This is a genomic window from Pseudomonas sp. GW823-FHT06E10 (assembly GCF_058794995.1).
This window is the reverse complement of the sequence record NZ_JBXAHJ010000001.1, coordinates 621,754-644,097: the sequence shown is the minus strand read 5'-3', so window position 1 is coordinate 644,097 and position 22,344 is coordinate 621,754. Positions and strand designations below refer to the sequence as shown.

Annotated in this window: 26 protein-coding genes; 16 read left to right on the top strand and 10 right to left on the bottom strand. The window is 58.8% G+C overall.

Translation table 11 applies throughout. The features are described from left to right. The 8 genes from AC1Q6Y_RS03015 to AC1Q6Y_RS02980 form a co-directional block, all read left to right on the top strand. On the top strand, positions 1-315 hold a 315-nt coding region (locus tag AC1Q6Y_RS03015; RefSeq protein WP_492624016.1), incomplete at its 5' end, for an NAD(P)(+) transhydrogenase (Re/Si-specific) subunit beta. Positions 316-528: 213 nt separating this feature from the next. Next, positions 529-2,022, top strand: a complete 1,494-nt coding sequence (scpC, locus tag AC1Q6Y_RS03010; RefSeq protein ID WP_090452357.1) for a succinyl-CoA:acetate CoA-transferase ScpC — start codon at positions 529-531, stop codon at positions 2,020-2,022. Between the two features lie 319 nt (positions 2,023-2,341). Further along, positions 2,342-2,557, top strand: a complete 216-nt coding sequence (locus tag AC1Q6Y_RS03005) for a DUF1127 domain-containing protein (protein ID WP_008018491.1) — start codon at positions 2,342-2,344, stop codon at positions 2,555-2,557. Between the two features lie 258 nt (positions 2,558-2,815). Next, entirely contained in the window at positions 2,816-3,025 is a 210-nt protein-coding gene (locus AC1Q6Y_RS03000; protein WP_492624015.1) for a DUF1127 domain-containing protein, read from the top strand. Between the two features lie 142 nt (positions 3,026-3,167). Continuing rightward, positions 3,168-3,488 (top strand): DUF2388 domain-containing protein, encoded by a 321-nt coding sequence (locus AC1Q6Y_RS02995; RefSeq protein WP_057712572.1) that lies wholly within the window; start codon positions 3,168-3,170, stop codon positions 3,486-3,488. 108 nt (positions 3,489-3,596) lie between these two features. Further along, positions 3,597-3,914, top strand: a complete 318-nt coding sequence (locus tag AC1Q6Y_RS02990) for a DUF2388 domain-containing protein (RefSeq protein WP_057712573.1) — start codon at positions 3,597-3,599, stop codon at positions 3,912-3,914. Between the two features lie 28 nt (positions 3,915-3,942). Beyond that, positions 3,943-4,263 carry a DUF2388 domain-containing protein gene (locus AC1Q6Y_RS02985; protein WP_057712574.1) on the top strand — a complete coding sequence of 107 codons (321 nt, stop codon included), beginning with the start codon at positions 3,943-3,945 and terminating at the stop codon, positions 4,261-4,263. Continuing rightward, complete coding sequence (locus tag AC1Q6Y_RS02980; protein WP_492624014.1) at positions 4,260-6,221, top strand: DUF7844 domain-containing protein; 1,962 nt, start codon at positions 4,260-4,262, stop codon at positions 6,219-6,221. Before AC1Q6Y_RS02985 ends, AC1Q6Y_RS02980 begins: the two co-directional genes overlap by 4 nt. Positions 6,222-6,374: 153 nt before the next feature. On the opposite strand, the gene trpA is transcribed toward AC1Q6Y_RS02980, so the two are convergent. Next, positions 6,375-7,187: a tryptophan synthase subunit alpha gene (gene trpA, locus AC1Q6Y_RS02975; protein WP_057712576.1), complete on the bottom strand. Its 813-nt coding sequence runs from the start codon at positions 7,185-7,187 to the stop codon at positions 6,375-6,377. Next, the gene (gene trpB, locus AC1Q6Y_RS02970) at positions 7,187-8,407 is read right to left on the bottom strand and encodes a tryptophan synthase subunit beta (RefSeq protein WP_008002146.1); all 1,221 of its coding nucleotides are present in this window, start codon (positions 8,405-8,407) and stop codon (positions 7,187-7,189) included. Before trpB ends, trpA begins: the two co-directional genes overlap by 1 nt. A gap of 124 nt (positions 8,408-8,531) precedes the next feature. Here trpB and AC1Q6Y_RS02965 point away from each other — a divergent pair, with 124 nt between their 5' ends. Further along, a complete protein-coding gene (locus AC1Q6Y_RS02965) occupies positions 8,532-9,425 on the top strand; it encodes a LysR family transcriptional regulator (protein ID WP_492624013.1) in 894 nt (297 codons plus the stop codon). Here the strand turns inward: AC1Q6Y_RS02965 and AC1Q6Y_RS02960 are convergent. Then, the gene (locus AC1Q6Y_RS02960) at positions 9,422-9,745 is read right to left on the bottom strand and encodes an ElaB/YgaM/YqjD family protein (RefSeq protein ID WP_057712578.1); all 324 of its coding nucleotides are present in this window, start codon (positions 9,743-9,745) and stop codon (positions 9,422-9,424) included. The genes AC1Q6Y_RS02965 and AC1Q6Y_RS02960 overlap by 4 nt on opposite strands. 157 nt (positions 9,746-9,902) lie before the next feature. On the opposite strand from AC1Q6Y_RS02960, the gene AC1Q6Y_RS02955 reads away from it, so the two are divergent. Then, complete coding sequence (locus AC1Q6Y_RS02955) at positions 9,903-10,118, top strand: dodecin (protein WP_057712579.1); 216 nt, start codon at positions 9,903-9,905, stop codon at positions 10,116-10,118. A 122-nt stretch (positions 10,119-10,240) separates the two neighbouring features. Continuing rightward, complete coding sequence (locus AC1Q6Y_RS02950; RefSeq protein ID WP_008045869.1) at positions 10,241-10,462, top strand: DUF1161 domain-containing protein; 222 nt, start codon at positions 10,241-10,243, stop codon at positions 10,460-10,462. 66 nt (positions 10,463-10,528) lie between these two features. On the opposite strand, the gene AC1Q6Y_RS02945 is transcribed toward AC1Q6Y_RS02950, so the two are convergent. Next, positions 10,529-11,530, bottom strand: a complete 1,002-nt coding sequence (locus tag AC1Q6Y_RS02945) for an LLM class flavin-dependent oxidoreductase (protein WP_154909707.1) — start codon at positions 11,528-11,530, stop codon at positions 10,529-10,531. A gap of 239 nt (positions 11,531-11,769) precedes the next feature. Between AC1Q6Y_RS02945 and AC1Q6Y_RS02940 the strand changes: the two genes are divergently transcribed. Both AC1Q6Y_RS02940 and AC1Q6Y_RS02935 read left to right on the top strand, forming a co-directional pair. Continuing rightward, positions 11,770-12,201, top strand: coding sequence for an OsmC family protein (locus AC1Q6Y_RS02940; RefSeq protein WP_090452349.1), 432 nt, complete (start codon positions 11,770-11,772; stop codon positions 12,199-12,201). Between the two features lie 179 nt (positions 12,202-12,380). Further along, on the top strand, positions 12,381-12,614 hold the full coding sequence (locus AC1Q6Y_RS02935; RefSeq protein ID WP_057712581.1) for a DUF1161 domain-containing protein: 234 nt from the start codon (positions 12,381-12,383) through the stop codon (positions 12,612-12,614). 4 nt (positions 12,615-12,618) lie between these two features. On the opposite strand, the gene AC1Q6Y_RS02930 is transcribed toward AC1Q6Y_RS02935, so the two are convergent. After that, positions 12,619-13,038, bottom strand: coding sequence for a PA0061/PA0062 family lipoprotein (locus AC1Q6Y_RS02930; protein WP_057712582.1), 420 nt, complete (start codon positions 13,036-13,038; stop codon positions 12,619-12,621). 40 nt (positions 13,039-13,078) lie between these two features. Further along, positions 13,079-13,501, bottom strand: coding sequence for a PA0061/PA0062 family lipoprotein (locus AC1Q6Y_RS02925; RefSeq protein ID WP_090452343.1), 423 nt, complete (start codon positions 13,499-13,501; stop codon positions 13,079-13,081). Between the two features lie 59 nt (positions 13,502-13,560). Between AC1Q6Y_RS02925 and AC1Q6Y_RS02920 the strand changes: the two genes are divergently transcribed. Then, the gene (locus tag AC1Q6Y_RS02920) at positions 13,561-14,658 is read left to right on the top strand and encodes an aminopeptidase (protein ID WP_492624012.1); all 1,098 of its coding nucleotides are present in this window, start codon (positions 13,561-13,563) and stop codon (positions 14,656-14,658) included. Here AC1Q6Y_RS02920 and AC1Q6Y_RS02915 read toward each other — a convergent pair. The 4 genes from AC1Q6Y_RS02915 to AC1Q6Y_RS02900 form a co-directional block, all read right to left on the bottom strand. Next, positions 14,640-15,869 (bottom strand): nucleoside recognition domain-containing protein, encoded by a 1,230-nt coding sequence (locus tag AC1Q6Y_RS02915; RefSeq protein ID WP_492624011.1) that lies wholly within the window; start codon positions 15,867-15,869, stop codon positions 14,640-14,642. The two genes, AC1Q6Y_RS02920 and AC1Q6Y_RS02915, sit on opposite strands and share 19 nt — an antisense overlap. A 189-nt stretch (positions 15,870-16,058) precedes the next feature. Beyond that, positions 16,059-17,390: a glutamate/aspartate:proton symporter GltP gene (gene gltP, locus AC1Q6Y_RS02910; protein ID WP_057712586.1), complete on the bottom strand. Its 1,332-nt coding sequence runs from the start codon at positions 17,388-17,390 to the stop codon at positions 16,059-16,061. Positions 17,391-18,228: 838 nt separating this feature from the next. After that, positions 18,229-18,393 carry a DUF1328 domain-containing protein gene (locus AC1Q6Y_RS02905; RefSeq protein WP_090452337.1) on the bottom strand — a complete coding sequence of 55 codons (165 nt, stop codon included), beginning with the start codon at positions 18,391-18,393 and terminating at the stop codon, positions 18,229-18,231. A 72-nt stretch (positions 18,394-18,465) separates the two neighbouring features. After that, the gene (locus AC1Q6Y_RS02900; RefSeq protein WP_057712587.1) at positions 18,466-18,753 is read right to left on the bottom strand and encodes a hypothetical protein; all 288 of its coding nucleotides are present in this window, start codon (positions 18,751-18,753) and stop codon (positions 18,466-18,468) included. A 437-nt stretch (positions 18,754-19,190) separates the two neighbouring features. On the opposite strand from AC1Q6Y_RS02900, the gene algB reads away from it, so the two are divergent. Next, positions 19,191-20,537: a sigma-54-dependent response regulator transcription factor AlgB gene (gene algB / locus AC1Q6Y_RS02895; protein ID WP_057712588.1), complete on the top strand. Its 1,347-nt coding sequence runs from the start codon at positions 19,191-19,193 to the stop codon at positions 20,535-20,537. A 10-nt stretch (positions 20,538-20,547) separates the two neighbouring features. Then, positions 20,548-22,338, top strand: coding sequence for a KinB sensor domain-containing domain (locus tag AC1Q6Y_RS02890; RefSeq protein ID WP_218494521.1), 1,791 nt, complete (start codon positions 20,548-20,550; stop codon positions 22,336-22,338). Positions 22,339-22,344: the final 6 nt, after the last annotated feature.

Genomic DNA, 22,344 nt, shown 5'->3' with positions numbered 1-22,344 from the left:
GCCGAGGCCGAAGTGCCTTACGACCAGGTGTTCGAGATGGACGACATCAACTCCGAGTTCGGCCAGGCCGACGTGGTGCTGGTGCTGGGCGCCAACGACGTGGTCAACCCGGCCGCGAAGAACGATCCGAAATCGCCGATTGCCGGTATGCCGATCCTCGAAGCGTTCAAGGCCAAGACCATCATCGTCAACAAGCGCTCGATGGCCAGCGGCTACGCCGGCCTGGACAACGAACTGTTCTACCTGGACAAGACCATGATGGTGTTCGGCGACGCTAAAAAGGTCATCGAAGACATGGTTAAAGCCGTCGAGTAACCCTCTGCGGCACACGGAACGCCCCGACTCGTCGGGGCGTTTTTGTTTGCGCAAATCGTCGGACAAACTATCCTTTTGTTACCGATCCGGTAACGGTGTTTTGCTTGAAAGGCCCGGAATAGACGCCTCGATTGCGACCTTGGTAGCGGGACAGAAGCCGGCGCAATTCACTAGACTGCACGTCCTGCTACCTGTTACCCGAGATAACAATCCATGTACCGTGACCGTATTCGCCTGCCTTCGTTGTTGGACAAAGTGATGAGCGCTGCCGACGCTGCCGCTCTGATTGAGGACGGCATGACCGTCGGCATGAGTGGCTTTACTCGCGCAGGCGAAGCCAAGGCCGTCCCCCAGGCGCTGGCCGAGCGTGCCAAGGTCACGCCGCTCAAGATCAGCCTGATGACCGGCGCAAGCCTGGGCAACGACCTCGACAAGCAGTTGACCGAAGCTGGCGTGCTGTCGCGGCGCATGCCGTTTCAGGTCGACAGCACTCTGCGCAAGGCGATCAATGCCGGCGAAGTCATGTTCATCGACCAGCACTTGTCGGAAACCGTGGAGCAATTGCGCAACCAGCAATTGAAGCTGCCGGACATTGCCGTGATTGAAGCCGTGGCGATCACCGAGCAAGGGCATATCGTGCCAACCACCTCGGTCGGCAACTCGGCCAGCTTCGCGATTTTCGCCAAGCACGTGATCGTCGAAATCAACATGGCGCACAACCCGAATCTCGAAGGTCTGCACGACATCTACATTCCGACCTACCGCCCGACCCGTACACCGATTCCGCTGGTCAAGGTCGACGATCGCATTGGCAGCACCGCCATCCCGATTCCACCGGAAAAAATCGTCGCCATCGTGGTCACCAACCAGGCTGACTCGCCCTCCACTGTGCTGGCGCCGGACGTCGAGACCCAAGCCATTGCCGACCACCTGATCGACTTCTTCAAACAGGAAGTGGCAGCAGGGCGCATGACCAACAAGCTCGGCCCGCTACAAGCCGGTATCGGCACCATCGCCAACTCGGTGATGTGTGGCCTGATCGACTCGCCGTTCGAAGACCTGACAATGTATTCCGAGGTGCTGCAGGACTCGACCTTCGACCTGATCGACGCGGGCAAGCTGAGTTTTGCCTCGGGCAGTTCGATCACCCTGTCGAGCCGGCGCAATGCCGACGTGTTCGGCAATCTGGAGCGCTACAAGGACAAACTGGTTCTGCGTCCGCAGGAGATCTCCAACCACCCTGAAGTCGTGCGTCGCCTTGGCATCATCGGCATCAACACGGCACTGGAGTTCGACATCTATGGCAACGTCAACTCCACTCACGTCTGCGGCACGCGGATGATGAACGGCATCGGCGGCTCGGGCGACTTCGCGCGCAACGCGCACCTGTCCGTGTTCGTGACCAAGTCGATCGCCAAAGGCGGTGCGATTTCCAGCGTGGTGCCGATGGTCAGCCATGTTGACCACACCGAACATGACGTCGACATCCTCGTGACCGAAGTGGGCCTGGCAGACTTGCGCGGCCTGGCACCCCGGGAGCGTGCCCGGGTCATCATCGACAAGTGCGTGCACCCGGATTACCGCCAGGCGCTAAATGATTACTTCACCACCGCGTGCGGCATCGGCGGGCACACCCCGCACATCCTGCGTGATGCCCTGAGCTGGCACATCAACCTGGAAGAAACCGGGCAAATGCTGAAGAAGTAATTGGTACAGATAGCAGCTGGCGCAAACACAGTTTCGTCAGCTTGCTCTTGCTACTTCACACTCTGAAAAAAACTGTACTACTGTACCGGTAATTTCCTAGGGGAAATTCCTACTTCATCGAGTCAAAACAGCAATTTTGCACCTTAACAGTGCAGATAGGTACAGTTGCCTCAAATTCGACCAGTACACCCCCTATAAACAGTTAACTGAGCTCGCACAATACAGATGAACTGTATCTACAGAGACTAGGCAAACGAGAGGATCATGGGCACCAGTTAAGCCACTACCTAATCCCGCCATAAGCGGAAGGATGAAAACCATGGAACGTACACTCAGTTCCGAACTGTTCTTCGAAGACACCGCTGCAAAAACCCAGGCTTCCCTGCCTCTGCGCGTTATCGCCAACTTGATGCTGTGGCAGCGCCGCATCACCAGCCGCCATCAACTGGCTCGTCTGGATTCGCGCCTGCTGGCTGACGCCGGGATTAGCGAAGCACAACGCTACGAAGAGCTGAGCAAGCCGTTCTGGCGCTAAGTTAGCGTCGCTGGCTCTGACCTGAAGGTCCACCGCCAGCAACCCGAATTGAAAAAACAAAACCCGTCGTGGGAAGCCACGACGGGTTTTGTCGTTTTGGCCTGTCAAATCCGCTTTTACAGTAGGGAACCCTGAACACCAGTACAGTTTGCAAAAACCACAAACTGGATGAGTACAATATCGTCGCAGTGTGTCTGCAACGGAGATTCGACCGGTGTCAGCATGGAGCCCTCCACTTATCAGGACAGGGAACGCGCCATGAGTTCTTTACAGGATGTTTCGACCCCATCATTTCGATCAAGACCTTGCCTGCACAGGGTCAGAGATCTGCTGACAGGATTCTTCGCTAGCCTGGAAAGGGCGAGAACACGACGTTTACTGGCTCAACTCGATGATCGTCAGCTATCGGATCTTGGCATCAGCGACGCTGAGCGCATCAATGAACTGGATAAACCGTTCTGGCGCTGACTGCCTGTTTGCATGACGGGCTGTTCGAACTGACACACTCAGGCCTAATATCAAGTCAGAACGTGGCGAGCGCCAAGCGCCTGGCGTCTGACTTTGCAGACACTGCGCCATTTTTCAACTGGTTTACCCAAAGGAGTTACCCATGTCCCGTCTCCGCCTGCTCAGCGCTGCAGCCCTGTTTGCCGTGGCAGCCAATGCCAGCGCAACCAGCTTCATCGTGACCACCGACGCTGTAGTTAACGCGCTCAAAGCCACATCCGATGCGACCTCCGACGTCATATCGTCGTCCTTCAAGGATGACAAAATCGTCCTCGCGGCCCGTGATGACGCCGCCAGTTTCGTCGCCAGCGAAGGTTCCATTCGCGGAGTGAAACTGGAAAGCGCCATCGACCACATTCACCGCCAGGCGCCACAGCTGAACGCAACCGACGCACAACTGGCGCAGGCGATCCTGACGATCTAAACGACTGCACAAGACATGGGGCACGCCCGACGTGCCCCAATGTTTCGGCGCTGGCTCTAGAACGGGCCTTGCGCTAGCCTTGGGACTCACTTTCAACTGTCGAGTCTCATGCGTTTTCCTTCAAGTTTCTTGATCGCCCCAGCCTTTCTTACCCTTGGTTACTGCGGATCGGCCCACGCTTATGACGCCTTCAACCTGTCCACCCAAGGCATCGTCGCCAGCGGTTACGCCACAAGTTTGGTGACCTCCGCCCCCTTCGACCATAAACTGCTGCTCGCTGCCCATGATGACGCCGCGGCATTCATTGCCAGTGACGGCCAACTGAGAGGCGCACGACTGGAGTCGGCCTTGCGGTATCTGCGTCGAACCCAGGCAAAACTTCGTGCCAACGACCTTGAACTGGCACAAGCAATTCTCGTCCAATAGTTATCCCTGTTTTTTCTGGAGTCATTCCATGCGTAACCCGCTGATTGCTGCCACCTTAGGTCTGCTGCTGTTGGCCGATGTGGCCCAGGCACATACTCTGGTTGCCACCAGTAATATTCTGATCCGTGCTACCCAGCGCACCCTCGATTTCACCTCCGACACCACCACGTCCATTCGCGATTCGAAAATCGTGCGCGAAGCCCAGGACGATGCCGCCAGTTTCGTTGCCAGCAATGGCGACATTCGTGGCGCTCACCTGGAATCCGCCTTCGATTTACTGCGTACCCGTGTGCCGGAAGCTCGTGACGCCAGTGACCAGGATCTCGCCGAAGCCATCCTCGCACTGTGAAGCGTCAAGGTGCCTGGCTGCTGGCCGGGGCCATGTTGCTGCTCGGCAACACGGCCCACGCTGGCCTTCAATTACAGCTCAAGACCGAAGGTCTGACTCCCGCGCAACAGCAAGCCAGCCAGGCGCTGCTCGATGAAGCCATGCAGGCACTGCCGCCACGCTTTATCGAGCAACTCGATCGACGCATCGACGTCGACTGGACGGATGACATGCCGGGCAACGCCTACGGTCAGGCGTCACTGGTGTCCGAACTCGATCTGAACCGCAACCTGCTGGCCAGCCTCACCGATGGCAGCGCCGCGACCAAGAAAACCCATCGCCCCCATGGCACCGTGCGCCGGGAAATGCTGGCCACGGTGGTGCACGAGCTGACTCACATCTACGATCGCTCGCGCCTGTGGCCGGATGCCGAACGCAAGCTGATTCAGCGCTGCACCCAGCGCAACAACAGCTCAGGGCTGGTTGGCATTCCCGACCAATGCCGGGGCCAGTCCGATCGGCGTTTTACCCTCAGTGACGATCCGCGTCTGCTCGACCTCGCCGGCTGGCAGCAATACGTAGGCCGTCGCGGTGAACGCGAACAGCACAATCGCCAGATTGCCCGCAGCCCGGACATCTACGAGACCAGCAGTCCAAAGGAGTTCGTCGCGGTCAACATGGAGTATTTCCTCCTCGACCCGAGCTACGCCTGCCGCCGTCCCTCGCTGTATCGCTACTACCAGGAGCATTTCGGCTGGGCGCCTGCCGCCAAAGACACCTGTAGCAAGACCTTCGCGTTCCTCAATGCCGGCAGCGACTTCGCCAAGACACCTTTGGGCCAGGTCGATCCGGAGCGAGTCTATGCCGTTGACTATCTGCTGGCCGAGGCCAACCAGAACCTGTTCAGCCGCTGGGGTCACAGCATGTTGCGCCTGGTGATCTGCGCGCCAGGCCGACCACGCGGACCGGATTGCCGATTGGATCTGGACCAGCATCTGGTGCTGTCTTACCGCGCCTTCGTCGGCGACGTGCAGCTGTCGAGCTGGGATGGCCTGGTCGGTAAATACCCGTCGCGACTGTTTATCCTGCCGCTATCCCAGGTCATCGACGAATACACCAAGACCGAACTGCGCAGCCTGGCCTCCGTGCCCCTGAACCTGTCGCGCAGAGAGATTGAAGACGTGGTCGGACGTGCCGCCGAGATGCACTGGAGCTACGACGGCAACTACTTCTTCCTGTCGAACAACTGCGCGGTGGAAGAGCTGAAGTTACTGCGTGGCGGCACCAATAACCCGCAATTGGTGGGACTCGACAACATCATGCCCAACGGTTTGCTCGAAGTGCTGAAGGGCCGCGGACTGGCGGACGCCAGTGTGCTGGACGACCCACGAGAAGCCTTGCGCCTGGGTTATCGTTTCGACTCCTTCCGCGAGCGTTATCAGGCGATGTTCGAGATCCTGAAAAAGCACTTGCCGATCAAACAGGAAACCGTCGAAGACTGGCTCGAATTGAAAGCGGCAGAGCGTCGGCAATGGTTCGAGCAGGCCGATTTGCGCACCAGCGCGGCGTTGTTGCTATTGGAACAAGCCAGCTTCCGTCAGCAGTTGCTGCTGGCCCAGGATGAAGTGAAGCAGCGCTATCTTGGCGCCCGAGAACTAAAGAATGGCGGCATGGACAAGGCCAACGAGACGCTCAAGGACATTCTGGCCAACAGTGGTTTCCTCAGCCGACCGGCAGAACTGCTGGGCACCAAGGGTTATGGCCTGCCGCAACCGAGCGAGTGGGAGCATCTGGAATCGGAAAGCAGCCATCGCCAGAAGCAGCTCCTGGCGCTGTCCGGGGATCTGGACAAGGAAGTGAGGGCATTGCTTGAACCGGGCCGCGCCGCCGAAATGGCCGCCAACGAGGCCAACGTGAAGCAGATTGGTGAACACCTGCGCAAACTGCACAAGGCATCAGGCGGGATAGAGTTGCCTTGATACCGCAACCTGTGGGAACGAGCTCGCTCCCACAAGAATTACAGCGTTTAACCACACATAGCAAAAAGGGCTTCAGAACTCAGTCCTGAAGCCCTTTTTGCTGTTCAGCCTGTGCCGCGCGGCACTAATTCCTCTGTATCAGGAACTTTACCTTCAGCTGACGCGAGCTTTGCGCACGCCTTCGGCCAACGCTGAGCACAAGCTCAGCACACCATCCACGGCTTGTTCCGAGGAGGTGGCATTGGCGATGTGATCAATCAAAGCCGAGCCCACCACAACACCGTCGGCCAGACGCGCGATGGACGCCGCCTGTTCCGGAGTCCGGATACCGAAACCGATGCTGATAGGCAGGTCGGTATGGCGACGCAGACGGGCGACCGCTTCCTCGACATGCTCCAGCGTGGCGGCACCGGCGCCGGTCACACCGGCCACCGAGACGTAGTAGACGAAGCCGGAGCTGCCATTGAGAACGGTCGGCAGGCGCACATCGTCGGTGGTTGGCGTGGTCAGGCGAATGAAGTCCAGGCCCGCGGCCTGCGCCGGGTCGCACAGTTCGCCGTTATGCTCTGGCGGCAGGTCGACCACGATCAGGCCGTCAACGCCGGCTTCCTTGGCTTCGGCGATGAAGCGCGGTACGCCGTACATGTGGATCGGGTTGAAGTACCCCATCAGCACCAGCGGTGTTTCGTTGTTGTCCTGGCGGAACTCGCGAACCATTTGCAGGGTTTTCGCGAGATTCTGCTTGGCACCCAACGCACGGATGTTGGCGAGCTGGATTGCCGGGCCGTCAGCCATCGGATCGGTGAAGGGCATGCCCAGCTCGATCACATCGGCGCCAGCCGCCGGCAAGCCCTTGAGGATAGCCAGGGACGTGTCATAGCCCGGGTCGCCGGCGGTCACGAAGGTCACCAGGGCGGCACGGTTTTGTTCCTTGAGTTCGGCAAAACGCGTTTGCAGGCGGCTCATCAGTGTTTCTCCTGCTTTGATTGTTCCATGTGGTGCATCACGGTCTGCATGTCTTTGTCGCCACGGCCGGACAGGTTGACCACCATCAGGTGATCCTTTGGCAAGGTCGGGGCGCGCTTGAATACTTCAGCCAGGGCATGGGCGCTTTCCAGGGCAGGGATGATCCCTTCCAGGCGGCAGCACTGGTGGAACGCAGCGAGGGCTTCGTCGTCGGTCACCGAGGTGTACTGAACGCGGCCGATGTCATGCAACCAGGCGTGTTCCGGGCCGATGCCCGGGTAGTCCAGGCCGGCGGAGATCGAGTGGGCATCGATGATCTGGCCATCGTCGTCCTGCAGAAGGAACGTACGATTGCCGTGCAGGACGCCTGGAACGCCGCCATTGAGGCTGGCCGCATGCTTGCCGGTCTCGATGCCGTAGCCGGCGGCTTCAACGCCGATGATCTCGACACTCTTGTCGTCGAGGAACGGGTGGAACAGCCCCATGGCGTTGGAACCACCGCCGATGCACGCCACCAGGCTGTCCGGCAGGCGACCTTCCTGGGCTTGCAGCTGCTCGCGGGTCTCCTTGCCGATTACGGCCTGGAAATCGCGAACCATCGCCGGGTAAGGGTGCGGACCAGCCACGGTACCGATCAGGTAGAAGGTGCTGTCGACGTTGGTCACCCAGTCACGCAGGGCTTCGTTCATCGCGTCTTTCAGCGTGCCGGTACCGGCTACCACCGGGATCACTTCGGCACCCAGCAGCTTCATGCGGAACACGTTGGCCTGCTGACGCTCGATGTCAGTGGTGCCCATGTAGATCACGCAATCCAGACCGAAACGTGCAGCAACAGTGGCCGTGGCCACACCGTGCATGCCGGCGCCGGTCTCGGCGATGATGCGCTTCTTGCCCATGCGCCGCGCCAGCAGGATCTGGCCGATGCAGTTGTTGATCTTGTGCGCGCCGGTGTGGTTCAGCTCTTCACGCTTGAGGTAGATCTTCGCGCCGCCGCAGAACTCGGTCAGACGCTCGGCGAAGTACAGCGGGCTTGGACGTCCGACGTAGTCGCGCTGGAAGTAGGCCAGTTCTTCCTTGAATGCAGGATCTTCCTTGGCCAACTCATATTCGCGGGCCAGGTCGAGGATCAACGGCATCAGGGTTTCGGCAACGTAGCGGCCGCCGAACGCGCCAAACAGGCCGTTGGCATCAGGGCCGTTGCGCAGATTAGTCTGGGTCATGGGGCGCTCCAGTTGAATGCATGAAGTGATGCATAAAGAGATAGTGGGCTTCACTCTACCCCTGACGCCTCGGCCTGAAAACCGATAAGATCGCCACAACCCGTCAGGAAAACTCACAGATCAAATGAGCCATGACCTTCCTCCGCTGAACGCGCTTCGCGCCTTCGAAGCCACCGCCCGCTTGAACAGCGTCAGTCAGGCGGCCGAACAGCTGCACGTCACCCACGGCGCAGTCAGTCGGCAACTCAAGTTACTTGAAGAACACCTCGGCGTAAGCCTGTTCATCAAGGACGGTCGCGGCTTGAAACTCACAGATGCCGGGTTGCGCCTGCGTGACGCCAGCAGCGAAGCCTTCGAGCGCCTGCGCAGCGTTTGCGCCGAACTCACACAAAGCTCCGCCGATGCGCCATTCGTGCTCGGTTGCTCTGGAAGTCTGCTGGCGCGCTGGTTTATTCCAAGACTGGGGAGACTCAATGCCGACCTGCCGGACTTGCGCTTGCACCTGTCGGCCGGAGAAGGCGATCTGGATCCGCGAAAACCGGGGCTGGATGCCTTGCTCGTATTTGCCGAGCCACCCTGGCCGGCGGACATGCAGGTTTTTGAGCTGGCCAGCGAACGTATCGGCCCGGTCATGAGCCCGCGGTTCGCCGGCTATGAACGGCTCAAGCAGGCGCCTGAAACTGCACTGCTGAACGAACCCTTGCTGCACACCACCTCACGCCCGCAAGCCTGGCCGAACTGGGCGCAACCACGCGGGCTCGACGCCAGGGCGCTGAAGTACGGTCAGGGATTTGAACATTTGTATTACTTGCTGGAAGCCGCCGTCGCAGGTCTGGGCGTGGCGATTGCCCCCGAACCCTTGGTGACGGAGGACTTGAAGGCCGGCCGCCTGGTTGCGCCTTGGGGCTTCAGTGAAACCCCGGCGCAACTGGCGTTGTGGCTACCCAAGCGCGCCGCGGACGGACGCGCCCGGCAACTGGCGCAGTGGCTCAAGAACGAGCTGCGTCGCGCGGATTAATCACGCTTGCACAACAGATAAGCGGCCAGCAAGCCTAATGCACCCACGGCGACACCAGCTGTTGTCCAAGGATGTTCCTGGGCGTAGTCCCGGGTGGCAATCCCGGTTTCACGGGTTTTGACCTTGACCTCTTCATAGGCATCGCCAAGCAAATGGCGCGAGTGCTTCAAGGCATTCTCGGCGTTGCTTTTCAGGGTCTTGAGGGTTTTACGCGACTCGTCCGAGGCGTCGTCTTTCAGGCTTTCCAAAGACTTGAGCAGACTCTCGATCTCGGCTTCCATGCTTTGCAATGAGGCTTTGCGTAACGAGGTGTTGGCCATGGTGGCTCTCCTGCATTGGTGATGAGTGGCGTGTGTTGGTTGGGACTTCATGGGTTCGAGAAAGTGCAGAAAATCTGAACTTCACCCTCAGAACGACCAACAGAAGAAATAGGAAAAATCACTGCTAGTCTGTAATTCACACGCCGAGGAGAACGCCATGTCTGACCATCACACCTACAAGAAAATCGAGCTGATCGGCTCGTCCACCAGCAGTATCGAAGATGCGATCAACAACGCGCTGGCCGAAGCCAGCAAAAGCATCAAGTACATGGAATGGTTTGAAGTGACCGAGACCCGTGGGCACATAAGGGACGGCAAGGCTGCGCACTTTCAAGTGACCTTGAAAGTCGGGTTCCGGATTGCCAGCAGCTGACTTTGGGCTAGTCTTCTGAACTTGCACGCCGGTCGAATGCCATAGGGAATGGCAAAGCACTACATGAGTGCGTCCGGCTGACGGCTGGTTACCCCCTATGATCCGACCAGGGAATGCAACCGATGAAGAAGTTTATGTTGGCAGTAGGTTTGTTGAGCCTTGCGGGGAGCGCGTTGGCGGGCGGCAAGCCATGCGAAGAGCTGAAAGCCGAAATCGCAGCGAAACTTGATGCCAAGGGCGTTTCCGGTTACTCGCTGGAGATTGTCGACAAAGGTGCCGCTGCCGGCGGGAAAGTTGTTGGCAAATGCGAAGCGGGTGCCAAAGTGATCGTCTATAAAAAGTAGGCAGAATTCCGCCTGAAAAAAAGCCGACACCACGGTGTCGGCTTTTTTACGCCTGCCGTTTGAGCATCAACCCCGCATGACCTGCGCCAGCAGTTCGTAGGAATGCACGCGATCGGCATGTTCGTACAGGTCACAGGTGAAAATCAGCTCGTCAGCCTGGGTCTGTTCGATCAGGACCTCGAGTTTGGCGCGGATTTTCTGCGGGCTGCCGATCATCGCCAGGCCAAGGAAGTCGTGCACGGCATCTCTCTCATGGGGCAGCCACAGGCCGTCCATGGTCTTCACTGGCGGACGCTGTACCAGGCTTTGGCCACGCATCAGGGCGAGAATCCGCTGAAACACCGAGGTCGCCAGGAAATCGGCCTGCTCGTCGGTATCGGCTGCCACCAATGGCACGCCGAGCATCACGTAGGGCTTGTCCAAAACGGCTGACGGCTTGAAGTGATTGCGGTAGACCCGAATCGCTTCATGCATGTAGCGCGGTGCGAAATGCGATGCGAAGGCGTAGGGCAAACCGCGCTCACCGGCCAGTTGCGCACTGAACAGGCTCGATCCCAACAACCAGACCGGCACATTGGTCCCGGTCCCCGGCATGGCGATGATGCGTTGGTCCGGGGTACGTGGCCCAAGGTAGCGCACCAGTTCCGCCACGTCTTCCGGGAAATCGTCGGCGCTGCCGGAGCGTTCGCGGCGCAGCGCACGTGCGGTCATCTGGTCGGAACCGGGGGCACGCCCCAGGCCCAGATCGATCCGGCCCGGATAAAGGCTTTCCAGAGTGCCGAACTGTTCGGCGATCACCAACGGTGCGTGGTTGGGCAACATTACCCCGCCCGAACCGACTCGAATGGTCGACGTGCCACCGGCCAGGTACCCAAGTAGCACCGAAGTCGCGGAACTGGCGATGCCATCCATGTTGTGGTGCTCAGCCACCCAGAAGCGGTTGTAACCGAACTTCTCGACATGCTGCGCCAGGTCCAGCGAGTTGCGCAGCGATTGGGCCGCGCTGCCGTTCTCGCGAACGGGCACCAGATCGAGGGTCGAGAACTTGATATCGGACAGTCGTTTCATAAACCTGCTTCTCCAATTGAGGGCGCAGGTTTGTTCTTGCGAACGCAAACCTGCCGAATCCAAAAGCGTATTCATGCAATGTGGGCATATACCCGAGTTTCAATAGCCCGGTAAAAAATCCCGCGAAAAAAGCAGACTGATCGGGCGAGATGAACTTTGCGCCACTGTCGATCCTCACAACCCTGGCAAGTGAAAACCACGAAGGCGCGACGTTTCGCGCCAATCTTGAGGAGACAGGCATGGCTATCGTTAAGAAAGCATCGGCCCATTGGGAAGGTGATCTGAAAACCGGCATCGGCTCGATTTCCACAGAAACCGGCGTGCTCCGGGAAGCTCCCTATGGCTTCAAGGCGCGCTTCGAGGGCGGCCGGGGCACCAACCCGGAAGAGTTGATCGGCGCGGCCCACGCCGGCTGTTTCTCCATGGCGTTTTCCATGATTCTCGGTGATGCCGGCCTGAAGGCCGATAGCATCGACACCCAGGCAGAAGTCACTCTGGATCAAGTGGACGGCGGTTTTGCGATCACCGCAGTGAAATTGATTCTGAAAGCGAAAATCCCCGGGGCGACGCAGGCGCAGTTCGAAGAACTCAGCAACAAGGCCAAAGAGGGCTGCCCGGTATCCAAAGTGCTGAATGCGAAGATCAGCCTGGAGGCAACATTGGTCGGCTAGATTTTAATTGAAACGAAAAGATCGCAGCCTTGCGCAACCTGCCGGGATCATTTGGCAAAAGGTGCTCAAGGCTGCGATCTTTTTTGCGTCGCGACAGACTCGCCCGCTAAAACTGTGGTCGAATAAATGACAGCAGCGAAAACCACGATTGTGCGTGCTGCCTCAAAGGAGCTTCAACCATGAAACGTTTTGCCTTGGCGGTTATCTGTTGCGCACTGGCCACTTCGGCCTTGGCGGCACCGAAACCCTGCGAAGAGCTCAAGGCCGAGATCGAAGCCAAGATCCAAGCCAGCGGCGTATCTTCCTACACGCTTGAAATCGTCACCAACGACGAGGTCCATGACCAGAACATGGTTGTGGGTTCGTGCGAAAACGGCACCAAGAAAATCATCTACCAGAAAAACGACCGCTGACCGCTCACATCAGGCAGTAGGATTCCCGGTCTTCAGCAACGATTTCGCGCTTGGCATTGTACAGCCGGGCACCGGGGGTAAAGGCGATGGAGCGGCCTTCGAGCACATAACGCTGACCGGCTTCGAAATGATCGTAATTGATGGTCAGGTAGCACAGCCGTTCCGAGGGGCCTCCCATCATCCCCAATCCGCCACCGGGTACTTCAAAGTCGAAACGCACGATCAGTTCATGGCTTCCCGGCGTGACCTCGAAAAAACGCCCGTCGCGCAGGCGTTGTTTATCCAGTCGTTCGGCCATCAACAACTTGTCGTTAGGGAAGGGCGTCGAGAATTCGACCCAGGCCATCTGTGGATTGGGTGTCGGCATCGGGCTTTGGCAGCCCGCGACAACACCGACGGCGAGTAACAGCATCAACCTGCGCATGATGGATGTTCCAAGGGATATGCATCCAGCATAACGCCGATCAGGTGTGTTGACAGCCTGCCGGTGTGCCTTGGCCAATCACTTTGCGCTGTTGATCGTAGAGTTTCGCCCAAGGCCGAAAACCGATGTTCCCCGCCTGTAGTTGATAACGCTCACCCGCGTTGAAGTCGCTGAATTTCACGCTCAACTGACAATCGCGCCACAACGGCTCGGCGTCCGGGCCGATATTGGTGGGCTGGACTGCGAATTGGTAGCGGACCGTCAACTCATGGCTACCGGGATGAACCTGGAAATAGCGTTTATCGTCAGTGATTTTGTCATCGACCTCCAGCGCCTGCAGCGCCGTATCTTCCTGCTTCGAATCAAGGTCGATCCAGGCTTGCGCAGGATCATGGCGGGGTATTCCGAAACCAGCACAGCCGGCCAGCATCAGCAGGCCTCCTGACAGTATCAACATGCGCATAGCGGAGCTCCAGTCTGGCGGGATAGTCTTGTGGAAAGACTCTCCAAGGAAGAATTATTGTGATCAGGCCGCTTCCTAGCCTTGGGTTACTTGATCGCGTTTTTCGCGTTTTGTTTCAGAGCCTGCTGTTTTTGTTGCTCAACGGCTGCACCAGCACCAGCTATTACAGCCAACTGGCCAGCGGCCAACTGCAGTTGCTGCGGGCGAGGGAGCCTGTTTCCAGCGTGATTGCCGACCCGGCGCGCGATCAAAAACTGCGCACACACCTGGAGCAATCGCAAAAGGCCCGAACCTTCGCCAGCCAGCAATTGCACCTGCCGGATAACCAGAGCTACCGCCTGTACGCGGACATTGGGCGTCCCTTCGTCGTCTGGAATGTCTTCGCCACACCGGAATTTTCCCTCAAGCCCGTAAACCACTGCTTCCCCATCGCCGGTTGTGTGGCTTATCGCGGTTACTACAGCCAGAGCGCAGCCCGCGGCGCAGCGGCTTTGCAACGTTTGCAAGGCATGGACGTGTCGATTGGCGGCGTCGAGGCCTATTCGACACTTGGCTGGTTCAACGACCCGATCATCAGTTCGATGATGGGCTGGGGGGATGAGCGACTGGCCACGCTGATCTTTCACGAACTGGCCCATCAACGTTTCTATGTGAAGGACGACACGGAGTTCAACGAATCCTTCGCCACCTTCGTCGAGCAGGAAGGTACTCGCCAATGGCGCGCCTACCGCCACATGCCACCGGATAACAATGCGCAGGCACGTCAGCGCGACCAGTTCACTGAGTTGGTACTCAAGACCCGCACCCGACTGGAAAAGCTCTACACCTTGCCGTTGCCAACCGAACAAATGCGCCAGCGCAAGGCGGCCGAGTTCGAACGCTTGCGCAGCGAATACCGGCAATTGCGTGACAGTCAGTGGGCCGCAGACAAACGCTACGACGCGTGGATCCATGCCCCCATGAACAACGCCCGGTTATTGCCGTTTGGTTTGTACGACCAATGGGTGCCGGCTTTTGCCGCGCTGTTCCATCAGGAGGGTGGCGACTGGCTCAAATTTTACACCGCCGTGGAAAAGCTCGGCGCCTTGCCGACGGGCGAGCGCAAGGCCGCGCTTAAAGTGTTGGCTGGCGGGGCCGATCAACCAAAGAACCAGTAGCAAACCCCGATAGCCCCCAGCACCCCGGCAAGCTCCGCCAGCAATGCGCAGCCAACCGCATGGCGTGCGCGCTGGATGCCCACGGCACCGAAGTACACCGCCAGCACATAGAACGTCGTTTCGGTACTGCCCTGGATTGTTGCTGCCACCAGCGCCGGGAAGCTGTCCACGCCCGAGGTCTTCATGGTTTCAATCAGCATCGCCCGGGCGGCGCTTCCCGAGAAGGGTTTGACCATCGCCGTCGGCAGCGCATCGACGAAACGCGTGTCCCAACCGGCCCATTCCACCAGATGACGGATCCCGTCCAGACCGAAGTCCAGTGCCCCGGATGCCCGCAGGACACCCACCGCGCAGAGCATCGCCACCAGGTAGGGCAGCAAGTTCTTGGCGACATCGAAACCCTCTTTGGCACCTTCAACGAAGGCCTCGTAGACCTTCACTTGGCGCAGCGCGCCGATCACTAAAAACAGCATGATCAGGCCAAACAGCGTCAGGTTGCCGAGGATCGATGACAGGCCGGCCAAAGCGGTCGCCGAAAGGGTCGCCAGCAACGCCATGAAGCCACCGAGGGCGAGGGCGCCGGGGATCAGGTAGGCCAGCACCACGGGGTCCCAGACGCGCAGGCGCTGCATGAACGCCACCGACAGGAAGCCGACAATGGTCGAGCAACTGGTCGCCAGCAGGATCGGCAGGAACACCAGCGTCGGGTCCGGCGCACCTTGCTGGGCGCGATACATGAAGATGGTCACCGGCAGCAGGGTCAGCGAGGAGGCGTTGAGCACCAGGAACAGGATCTGTGCATTGCTGGCGACGGTAGCGCTGGGGTTGAGTTCCTGCAGTGCCTTCATGGCCTTGAGGCCGATCGGTGTGGCGGCGTTGTCCAGGCCCAGGCCGTTGGCCGCGAAGTTAAGGGTGATCAGGCCGATGGCTGGATGACCCGGCGGGACTTCAGGCATCAGGCGCAAAAACAGTGGCCCCAGGGCCCTTGCCAGCCATTCGACGATCCCGGCTTTCTCGGCAATGCGCAGAAAACCCAGCCAGAGGGTCAGGGTGCCGAACAGCAGCACCATGACTTCGACCGACAGCTTGGCCATGGCAAAAATGCTTTCCACCATCGCCGCGAATATCCCGGCGTTGCCACCGATCAGCCACTGGACCAGCGCCGATACAGCTGCCACGATGAAGAAGCCAAGCCACAGGCCATTGAGCATCAGTCAAATCCCCCCAAAAGATCCGCGAATGATAGCGGGGTAGCCAGAAACGACAAACCCCGGATTTCTCCGGGGTTTGTTGTAGGAGCGAGCTTGCTCGCGATGGACGTCAATGATGATGCGGGCATTCTGGATAAGCCCGGTGCTCCTGCCACCATCGCGAGCAAGCTCGCTCCCACAGGTTTTGCATCAATTGCTGGAGGTTTCACCCGCCGGCAGTTTTTCCTTGCTGCGCCAGTGCGGCAGGGAGTTCCAGTAGCGCTGGCCCTTGGCGTCGTCGTACATGCCTTCCCAACGAGCGATAACCAGAACGGCCAGGGCGTTACCGATCACGTTCAGTGCGGTACGAGCCATGTCCATGACGCGGTCGACACCAGCGATGAACGCCAGGCCTTCCAGAGGAATACCGACGCTGCCCAGGGTGGCCAGCAGTACCACGAAGGACACACCCGGTACGCCGGCGATGCCTTTGGAGGTGACCATCAACGTCAGTACCAGCAGCAGTTGCTGGCTGATCGACAGGTCGATGCCATACAGCTGGGCAATGAAGATCGCCGCGATGCTTTGGTACAGGGTCGAACCGTCGAGGTTGAACGAGTAACCGGTCGGCACCACAAAACTGCAAATGGCTTTCGGCGCGCCGTAGGCTTCCATCTTCTCGATCACGCGCGGCAGCACGGTTTCGGAGCTCGCGGTGGAGTAGGCCAGTACCAGCTCATCCTTGAAGATGCGCATCAGCTTGATCACCGAGAAGCCGAACAGGCGAGCGATCAGGCCCAGGATCACGAAAGCGAAGAAGGCGATGGCGACGTAAACCAGGATCACCAGTTTGGCCAGCGGTATCAGCGACGCGAAGCCGAAGTTGGCAACGGTCACCGCGATCAGTGCGAACACGCCGATCGGAGCGTAGTTCATGATCATGTGAGTGACCTTGAACATGCTTTCCGATACGCCCTGGAACATCTTCACCAGCGGCTCGCGCAGGTCCGCCTGCAGGCTCGACAAACCGAGACCGAACAATACAGAGAAGAAGATGATCGGCAGCATTTCGCCGCGAACCATGGCCGCGAAGATGTTCGACGGGATCAGGTTGAGGATGGTTTCGATGAACGCATGTTCATGCTGAACCTCGGCCGCTGTGGCCTGGTACTTGGAAATGTCCACAGTGCCCAGGGTGCTCATGTCGATGCCGGCACCCGGATGGAACAGGTTGGCCAGCAGCAGACCGACCACGATGGCGATGGTGGTGACGATTTCGAAGTAGATGATGGTCTTGAAGCCGATGCGCCCCAGCTTCTTGGCGTCACCGACGCCGGCAATGCCGACGATCAAAGAGGAAATGACGATCGGGATCACGATCATCTTGATCAGACGGATAAAGATATCGCCTGCCGGTTGCAGGACGTTGCTGATCCACCAGGCTTTTTCGGCACTGAAATGGTTGAGCAGCGCACCGATTGCAATCCCCAATACCAGACCGATGAGGATCTGCCAGGCGAGGCTAAGCTTTGCCTTCTTCATATCTTTACCCTTACTTGTTGTTTGACTCAGGGAGATGCGCGAACTGGAACGCTTGTGGCGAAAAAGTCCAGTGCATCTGCCCCCCGTATAAGGTGCCCCGGAGCGCGTGTTTACGGCTCTCTGGCAGGCGAAAAAAGGCGCAACTATTCCGATGCAAGGAAGCGCCGTCTAATGCCGTAAACGCCTACCCTATGCCGAATCGGCATGAGGTTTTTTTACCGAAACGCGCGTCCCAACCGGTTCGAATACGACATTTCGGCAGGCATAAGTGCCGTGAACCGGCCATCACAGAGCAGATTGAGTATTTTTCGAGCAGTGGCCGAGCGTTGATTTTTCAGCAAAATCGCGCAGGACGAAGGGAAAAATCGCGGCCAAAGAAAGGTGATTTTTCTCGATATACGGTCGCAGATGAAACACCGGGAAAAGTATTTTCCGACGTAACACGGACAAGGACGGGATATCACTGATGAAATCGAGACGAGCGCTCTATTTCAATGTGTTGCTTGATCAAGCCCTTGGCAAGTCCGCCGAACCTTGGCGGTCCGGCGAACTTGCGCAGCAGCTTTTCCTGACCCGGCCCTTGCGCAGGTACTCCCTGTACCCGTAGGTCACTCCGCCCCTGAAACAGGCAGAACGTCCCGACCCCTTGGTCATGCGCCGGCCTTCCTCAGGTGGCGCAGGTGGAAAGAGGCGCTGTGGCCTCCTTCGTGTACAAATTCTGTCCTGTCAACAAGCCTGCATGGGCAGGTCAGGCATATCGGGGAAACGCCAGCCCGCATGCCATGGCACTACCGCCCAACAGCTGGGCGGCTGCCAAGTCTTGAACAACCCTCTCATATCAGCCTCGACCGCGACGGCCCAAGAAGAAGGAGACAATGAACATCACCAGGAACACGACAAACAAAATCTTGGCGATACCCGTGGCGGTGCCCGCGATACCACCGAAGCCCAGTACAGCAGCGATGATGGCGATGATCAGGAATGTGATTGCCCAGCTCAACATGGTGATTCTCCTTACGCTTCTGTTTAAAGGTGCTGCGTTTCCCGGCGCATTGGAGTGCGGCGGAAGTTTTGCCTAGAACACCCAACGCTCTTGATGACGTATCTCACCCACAGGCCCGGCCTGGTCGACATCCATCATGCGCATCGGGGGGCTATCGGCCTGACCGCTGCTGACAGCGCTGAAATGGGTTTGGGTCGGATGCGGAATCGACAAGCGTGGCGCTTCCGGCTGCTGGCTCTGCTCCCAGCGCAGAAACTGCTGGCCGCCGATCAGGGTGATCAACAGTGCCAGAACGGCAAACAACCCTTGCTGGATAGACACAGGCGAGAGGTGCAGGTGGGCGGCACGTTGACGGTTCATCCTGGAGCTCCTACCACTGGGGTCGGTATTCGATTGCGGGCGTTTGTTTTTGAATGCCCTGGTTAACCAGACAATTGCAGCCTGCATGCCAGCTTTTATTTTGAATAATTTCTTTTTATATCAATGCTTTATGAGAATAAAAAAATTAACTTCGCACGCATCCTGCACGATGCCTCTTGTTCAGTCGTGCGTATTGCACGATTGGTTTGAAGGAAGACGTAAATTTTTTGAATTGAGAGAAGGGCGCGGATGTCAGAAATACACGCTGGCCTTTGCAGGAAACCGGGCATCCATTTAAGACCCACGAAATTAGCCGGCTAAGCGATACATGGGATGAAAGCTACCCTGCCATGACAGGAATGGCTCAGAATCAATCATGCAACATGCCCGATTTCTCCGAGACTAAATAACGATCATTCATTAAGGAGCGTAGGAAAATGGAGTCCGCCACTGAGCATCAAGGCCGCATTCTGCTGGTGGATGACGAATCCGCCATCCTGCGTACTTTCCGTTATTGCCTCGAAGACGAAGGCTACAGCGTGGCCACCGCCACCAGCGCCGCGCAGGCAGAAGCCCTGTTGCAACGGCAGGTCTTCGACCTGTGCTTCCTCGACTTGCGCCTGGGTGAAGACAACGGCCTCGATGTGCTGGCCCAGATGCGTATCCAGGCGCCCTGGATGCGGGTGGTGATCGTCACTGCGCACTCTGCCGTCGACACGGCGGTGGATGCGATTCAGGCTGGCGCCGCCGACTATCTGGTCAAGCCGTGCAGCCCCGATCAATTGCGGCTGGCAACCGCCAAGCAACTGGAAGTGCGGCAATTGTCGGCGCGACTGGAAGCCCTGGAAGGCGAGGTACGCAAGCCCATGGATGGTCTGGACTCCCACAGCCCGGCCATGAAAGTGGTACTCGAAACCGCCCGCCAGGTTGCCACGACCGATGCCAATATCCTGATTCTGGGTGAATCCGGTACCGGCAAGGGCGAACTGTCCCAAGCCATTCACGGCTGGAGCAAACGCGCGAAGAAATCCTGCGTCACGATCAACTGCCCGTCGCTGACCGCCGAGCTCATGGAAAGCGAACTCTTTGGCCACAGCCGCGGCGCCTTCACCGGCGCCAGCGAAAGCACCTTGGGCCGAGTCAACCAAGCTGACGGCGGAACGCTGTTTCTCGACGAGATCGGCGACTTTCCCCTGACATTGCAACCGAAGTTGCTGCGTTTTATTCAGGACAAGGAATATGAGCGCGTCGGTGATCCGGTGACCCGCCGTGCCGATGTGCGCATCCTTGCGGCCACCAACCTCAACCTTGAGGACATGGTGCGCGACGGTCGTTTCCGTGAAGACCTGCTCTATCGCCTGAATGTCATTACCTTGCACCTGCCACCGCTACGCGAACGCCGCGAAGATATTCTCAACCTGGCCGACCGTTTCCTGGCACGCTTCGTCAAGGAGTACGCCCGTCCCGCGCGCGTCTTCAGCGACGAGGCCCGGGAAGCACTGCTGGGCTATCGCTGGCCGGGCAACATCCGTGAACTGCGCAACGTGATCGAACGGGCGAGCATCATCTGTCCGCAGGAGCGGGTCGAGATCAGTCATCTGGGCATGGCTGAAACCCCGGTCAACAATGCACCTCGCATCGGCGCGGCACTGAGCCTGGATGAGCTGGAGAAGGCCCACATCGGCGCGGTCCTCGCCACCGCCGATACCCTGGATCAAGCGGCGAAAACCCTGGGCATCGACGCCTCGACGCTGTACCGCAAACGCAAGCAGTACAACTTGTGAGCAATCGCCGATGAAACTGGCGATGAAATTGCGGACCCGGCTTTTCCTGAGCATCTCCGCACTGATCACCGTCGCGTTGCTCGGGCTCTTGCTCGGGCTGGTCAGCGTGATGCAGATGGCCGGCAGCCAGGAAGCACTGATCCGCAGTAACTTCATCACCCTGGACCTGGGGCTCAAGCTGCGTCAGACCCTGGGTGATCAACTGATCATCATGCTCAGCGAGAAGCCTGACTCCGCCGCTTTCGCCGCCTCGAAGCAGCGTTATTTCCAACTGCTGGAGGAGGGCATCGCCCAGGAACCGGAGGAAACCGCAAGCGAGCACGGTTTCAGAAAAGCCAAGGCCGACTACGAGCGTTTTATCCAGGCTTATGAAGCGTCCCCGGACCCGTCGAAGGTGCTCAGCAGCCACGACAACCTGACGGAAAAATTCAATGCGCTACGCAATGGCCTGATCGCCGAGCACAAGCGCGCGCTTGATAACATCAGCGATACCGAGCGCCAGGCCCGGGAGCAGGCGCTGCTGTTTGCCGGGTTGCTTGGCCTGGTGGGGCTGGCGGTGCTGATCATCGGCTTCGTGACCGCACAAGCCATCGCCCGGCGTTTCGGGGAGCCCATCGAGGCCTTGGCCAAGGCGGCGGACAATATCGGCCAAGGCAATTTCGATGTCACCCTGCCGATTTCCTCGGCGGTGGAACTGAACCAGCTGACCCGGCGTTTCGGGATCATGGCCCAGGCGCTGCGTGAGCATCAGGCCACCAACGTAGATGAGCTGCTGGCCGGTCAGCAGCGCTTGCAGGCCGTGCTCGACAGCATCGACGACGGACTGCTGATGATCGACCGTCAGGGCCATCTGGAACACCTTAACCCTGTAGCCCAGCGTCAGTTGGGCTGGGAGTCCGATCGTCTGGGTCAGGGGCTGGGTACGGCGCTGGAGCGCCCCGAGCTCGATGAGCAGCTGCAACTGGTGCTGCGCGGCGGCACGTTGGAGCGGGCGCCGGAAGACTTGAGTGTCGAAGTCGATGGTGAGTCGAGACTGCTGACCTATAGCCTGACCCCGGTCAGCCATACCCAGGGCCATATTCTGGGTGCCGTGATGGTGCTGCATGACGTCACGGAGCAACGAGCGTTCGAACGGGTACGCAGCGAATTCGTATTGCGAGCCTCCCATGAATTGCGCACACCGGTCACCGGCATGCACATGGCCTTCGGATTGTTCCGTGAGCGCGCTCACTTTGCCCCGGATTCCCGGGAAGCCGACCTGCTCGATACCGTGAACGAAGAGATGCAGCGGCTGATGCAGTTGATCAATGACCTGCTGAATTTCTCCCGTTACCAGAACGGTTTGCAGAAACTCACCCTGACGCCGTGTTCCATCGAGGCGTTGCTGGAACAGGCTCGGTCACGTTTTGCCACATCGGCCGAAGAGAAGGAAATCAATCTGCTGGTGGAAGTGCAGGGGCCTTTGCCGCGGTTGCAGGCCGACCAGCCGCAACTGGAGCGGGTACTCGACAATTTGCTCGACAACGCCTTGCGTCACACCGGCTCCGGCGGGCGGATACGCTTGCAGGCCCGGCGTCACGGTGACCGGGTCATCATCAGTGTCGAGGACAACGGCGAAGGCATTGCCTACGGTCAGCAGGGGCGGATCTTCGAGCCCTTCGTGCAGGTTGGACGCAAGAAGGGTGGGGCCGGGCTCGGACTGGCCTTGTGCAAGGAAATCGTGCAATTGCATGGCGGACGGATGGGTGTCTATTCACGGCCGGGGCAAGGTACTCAGTTCTACATGACGCTGACCGTTTAGGTCACC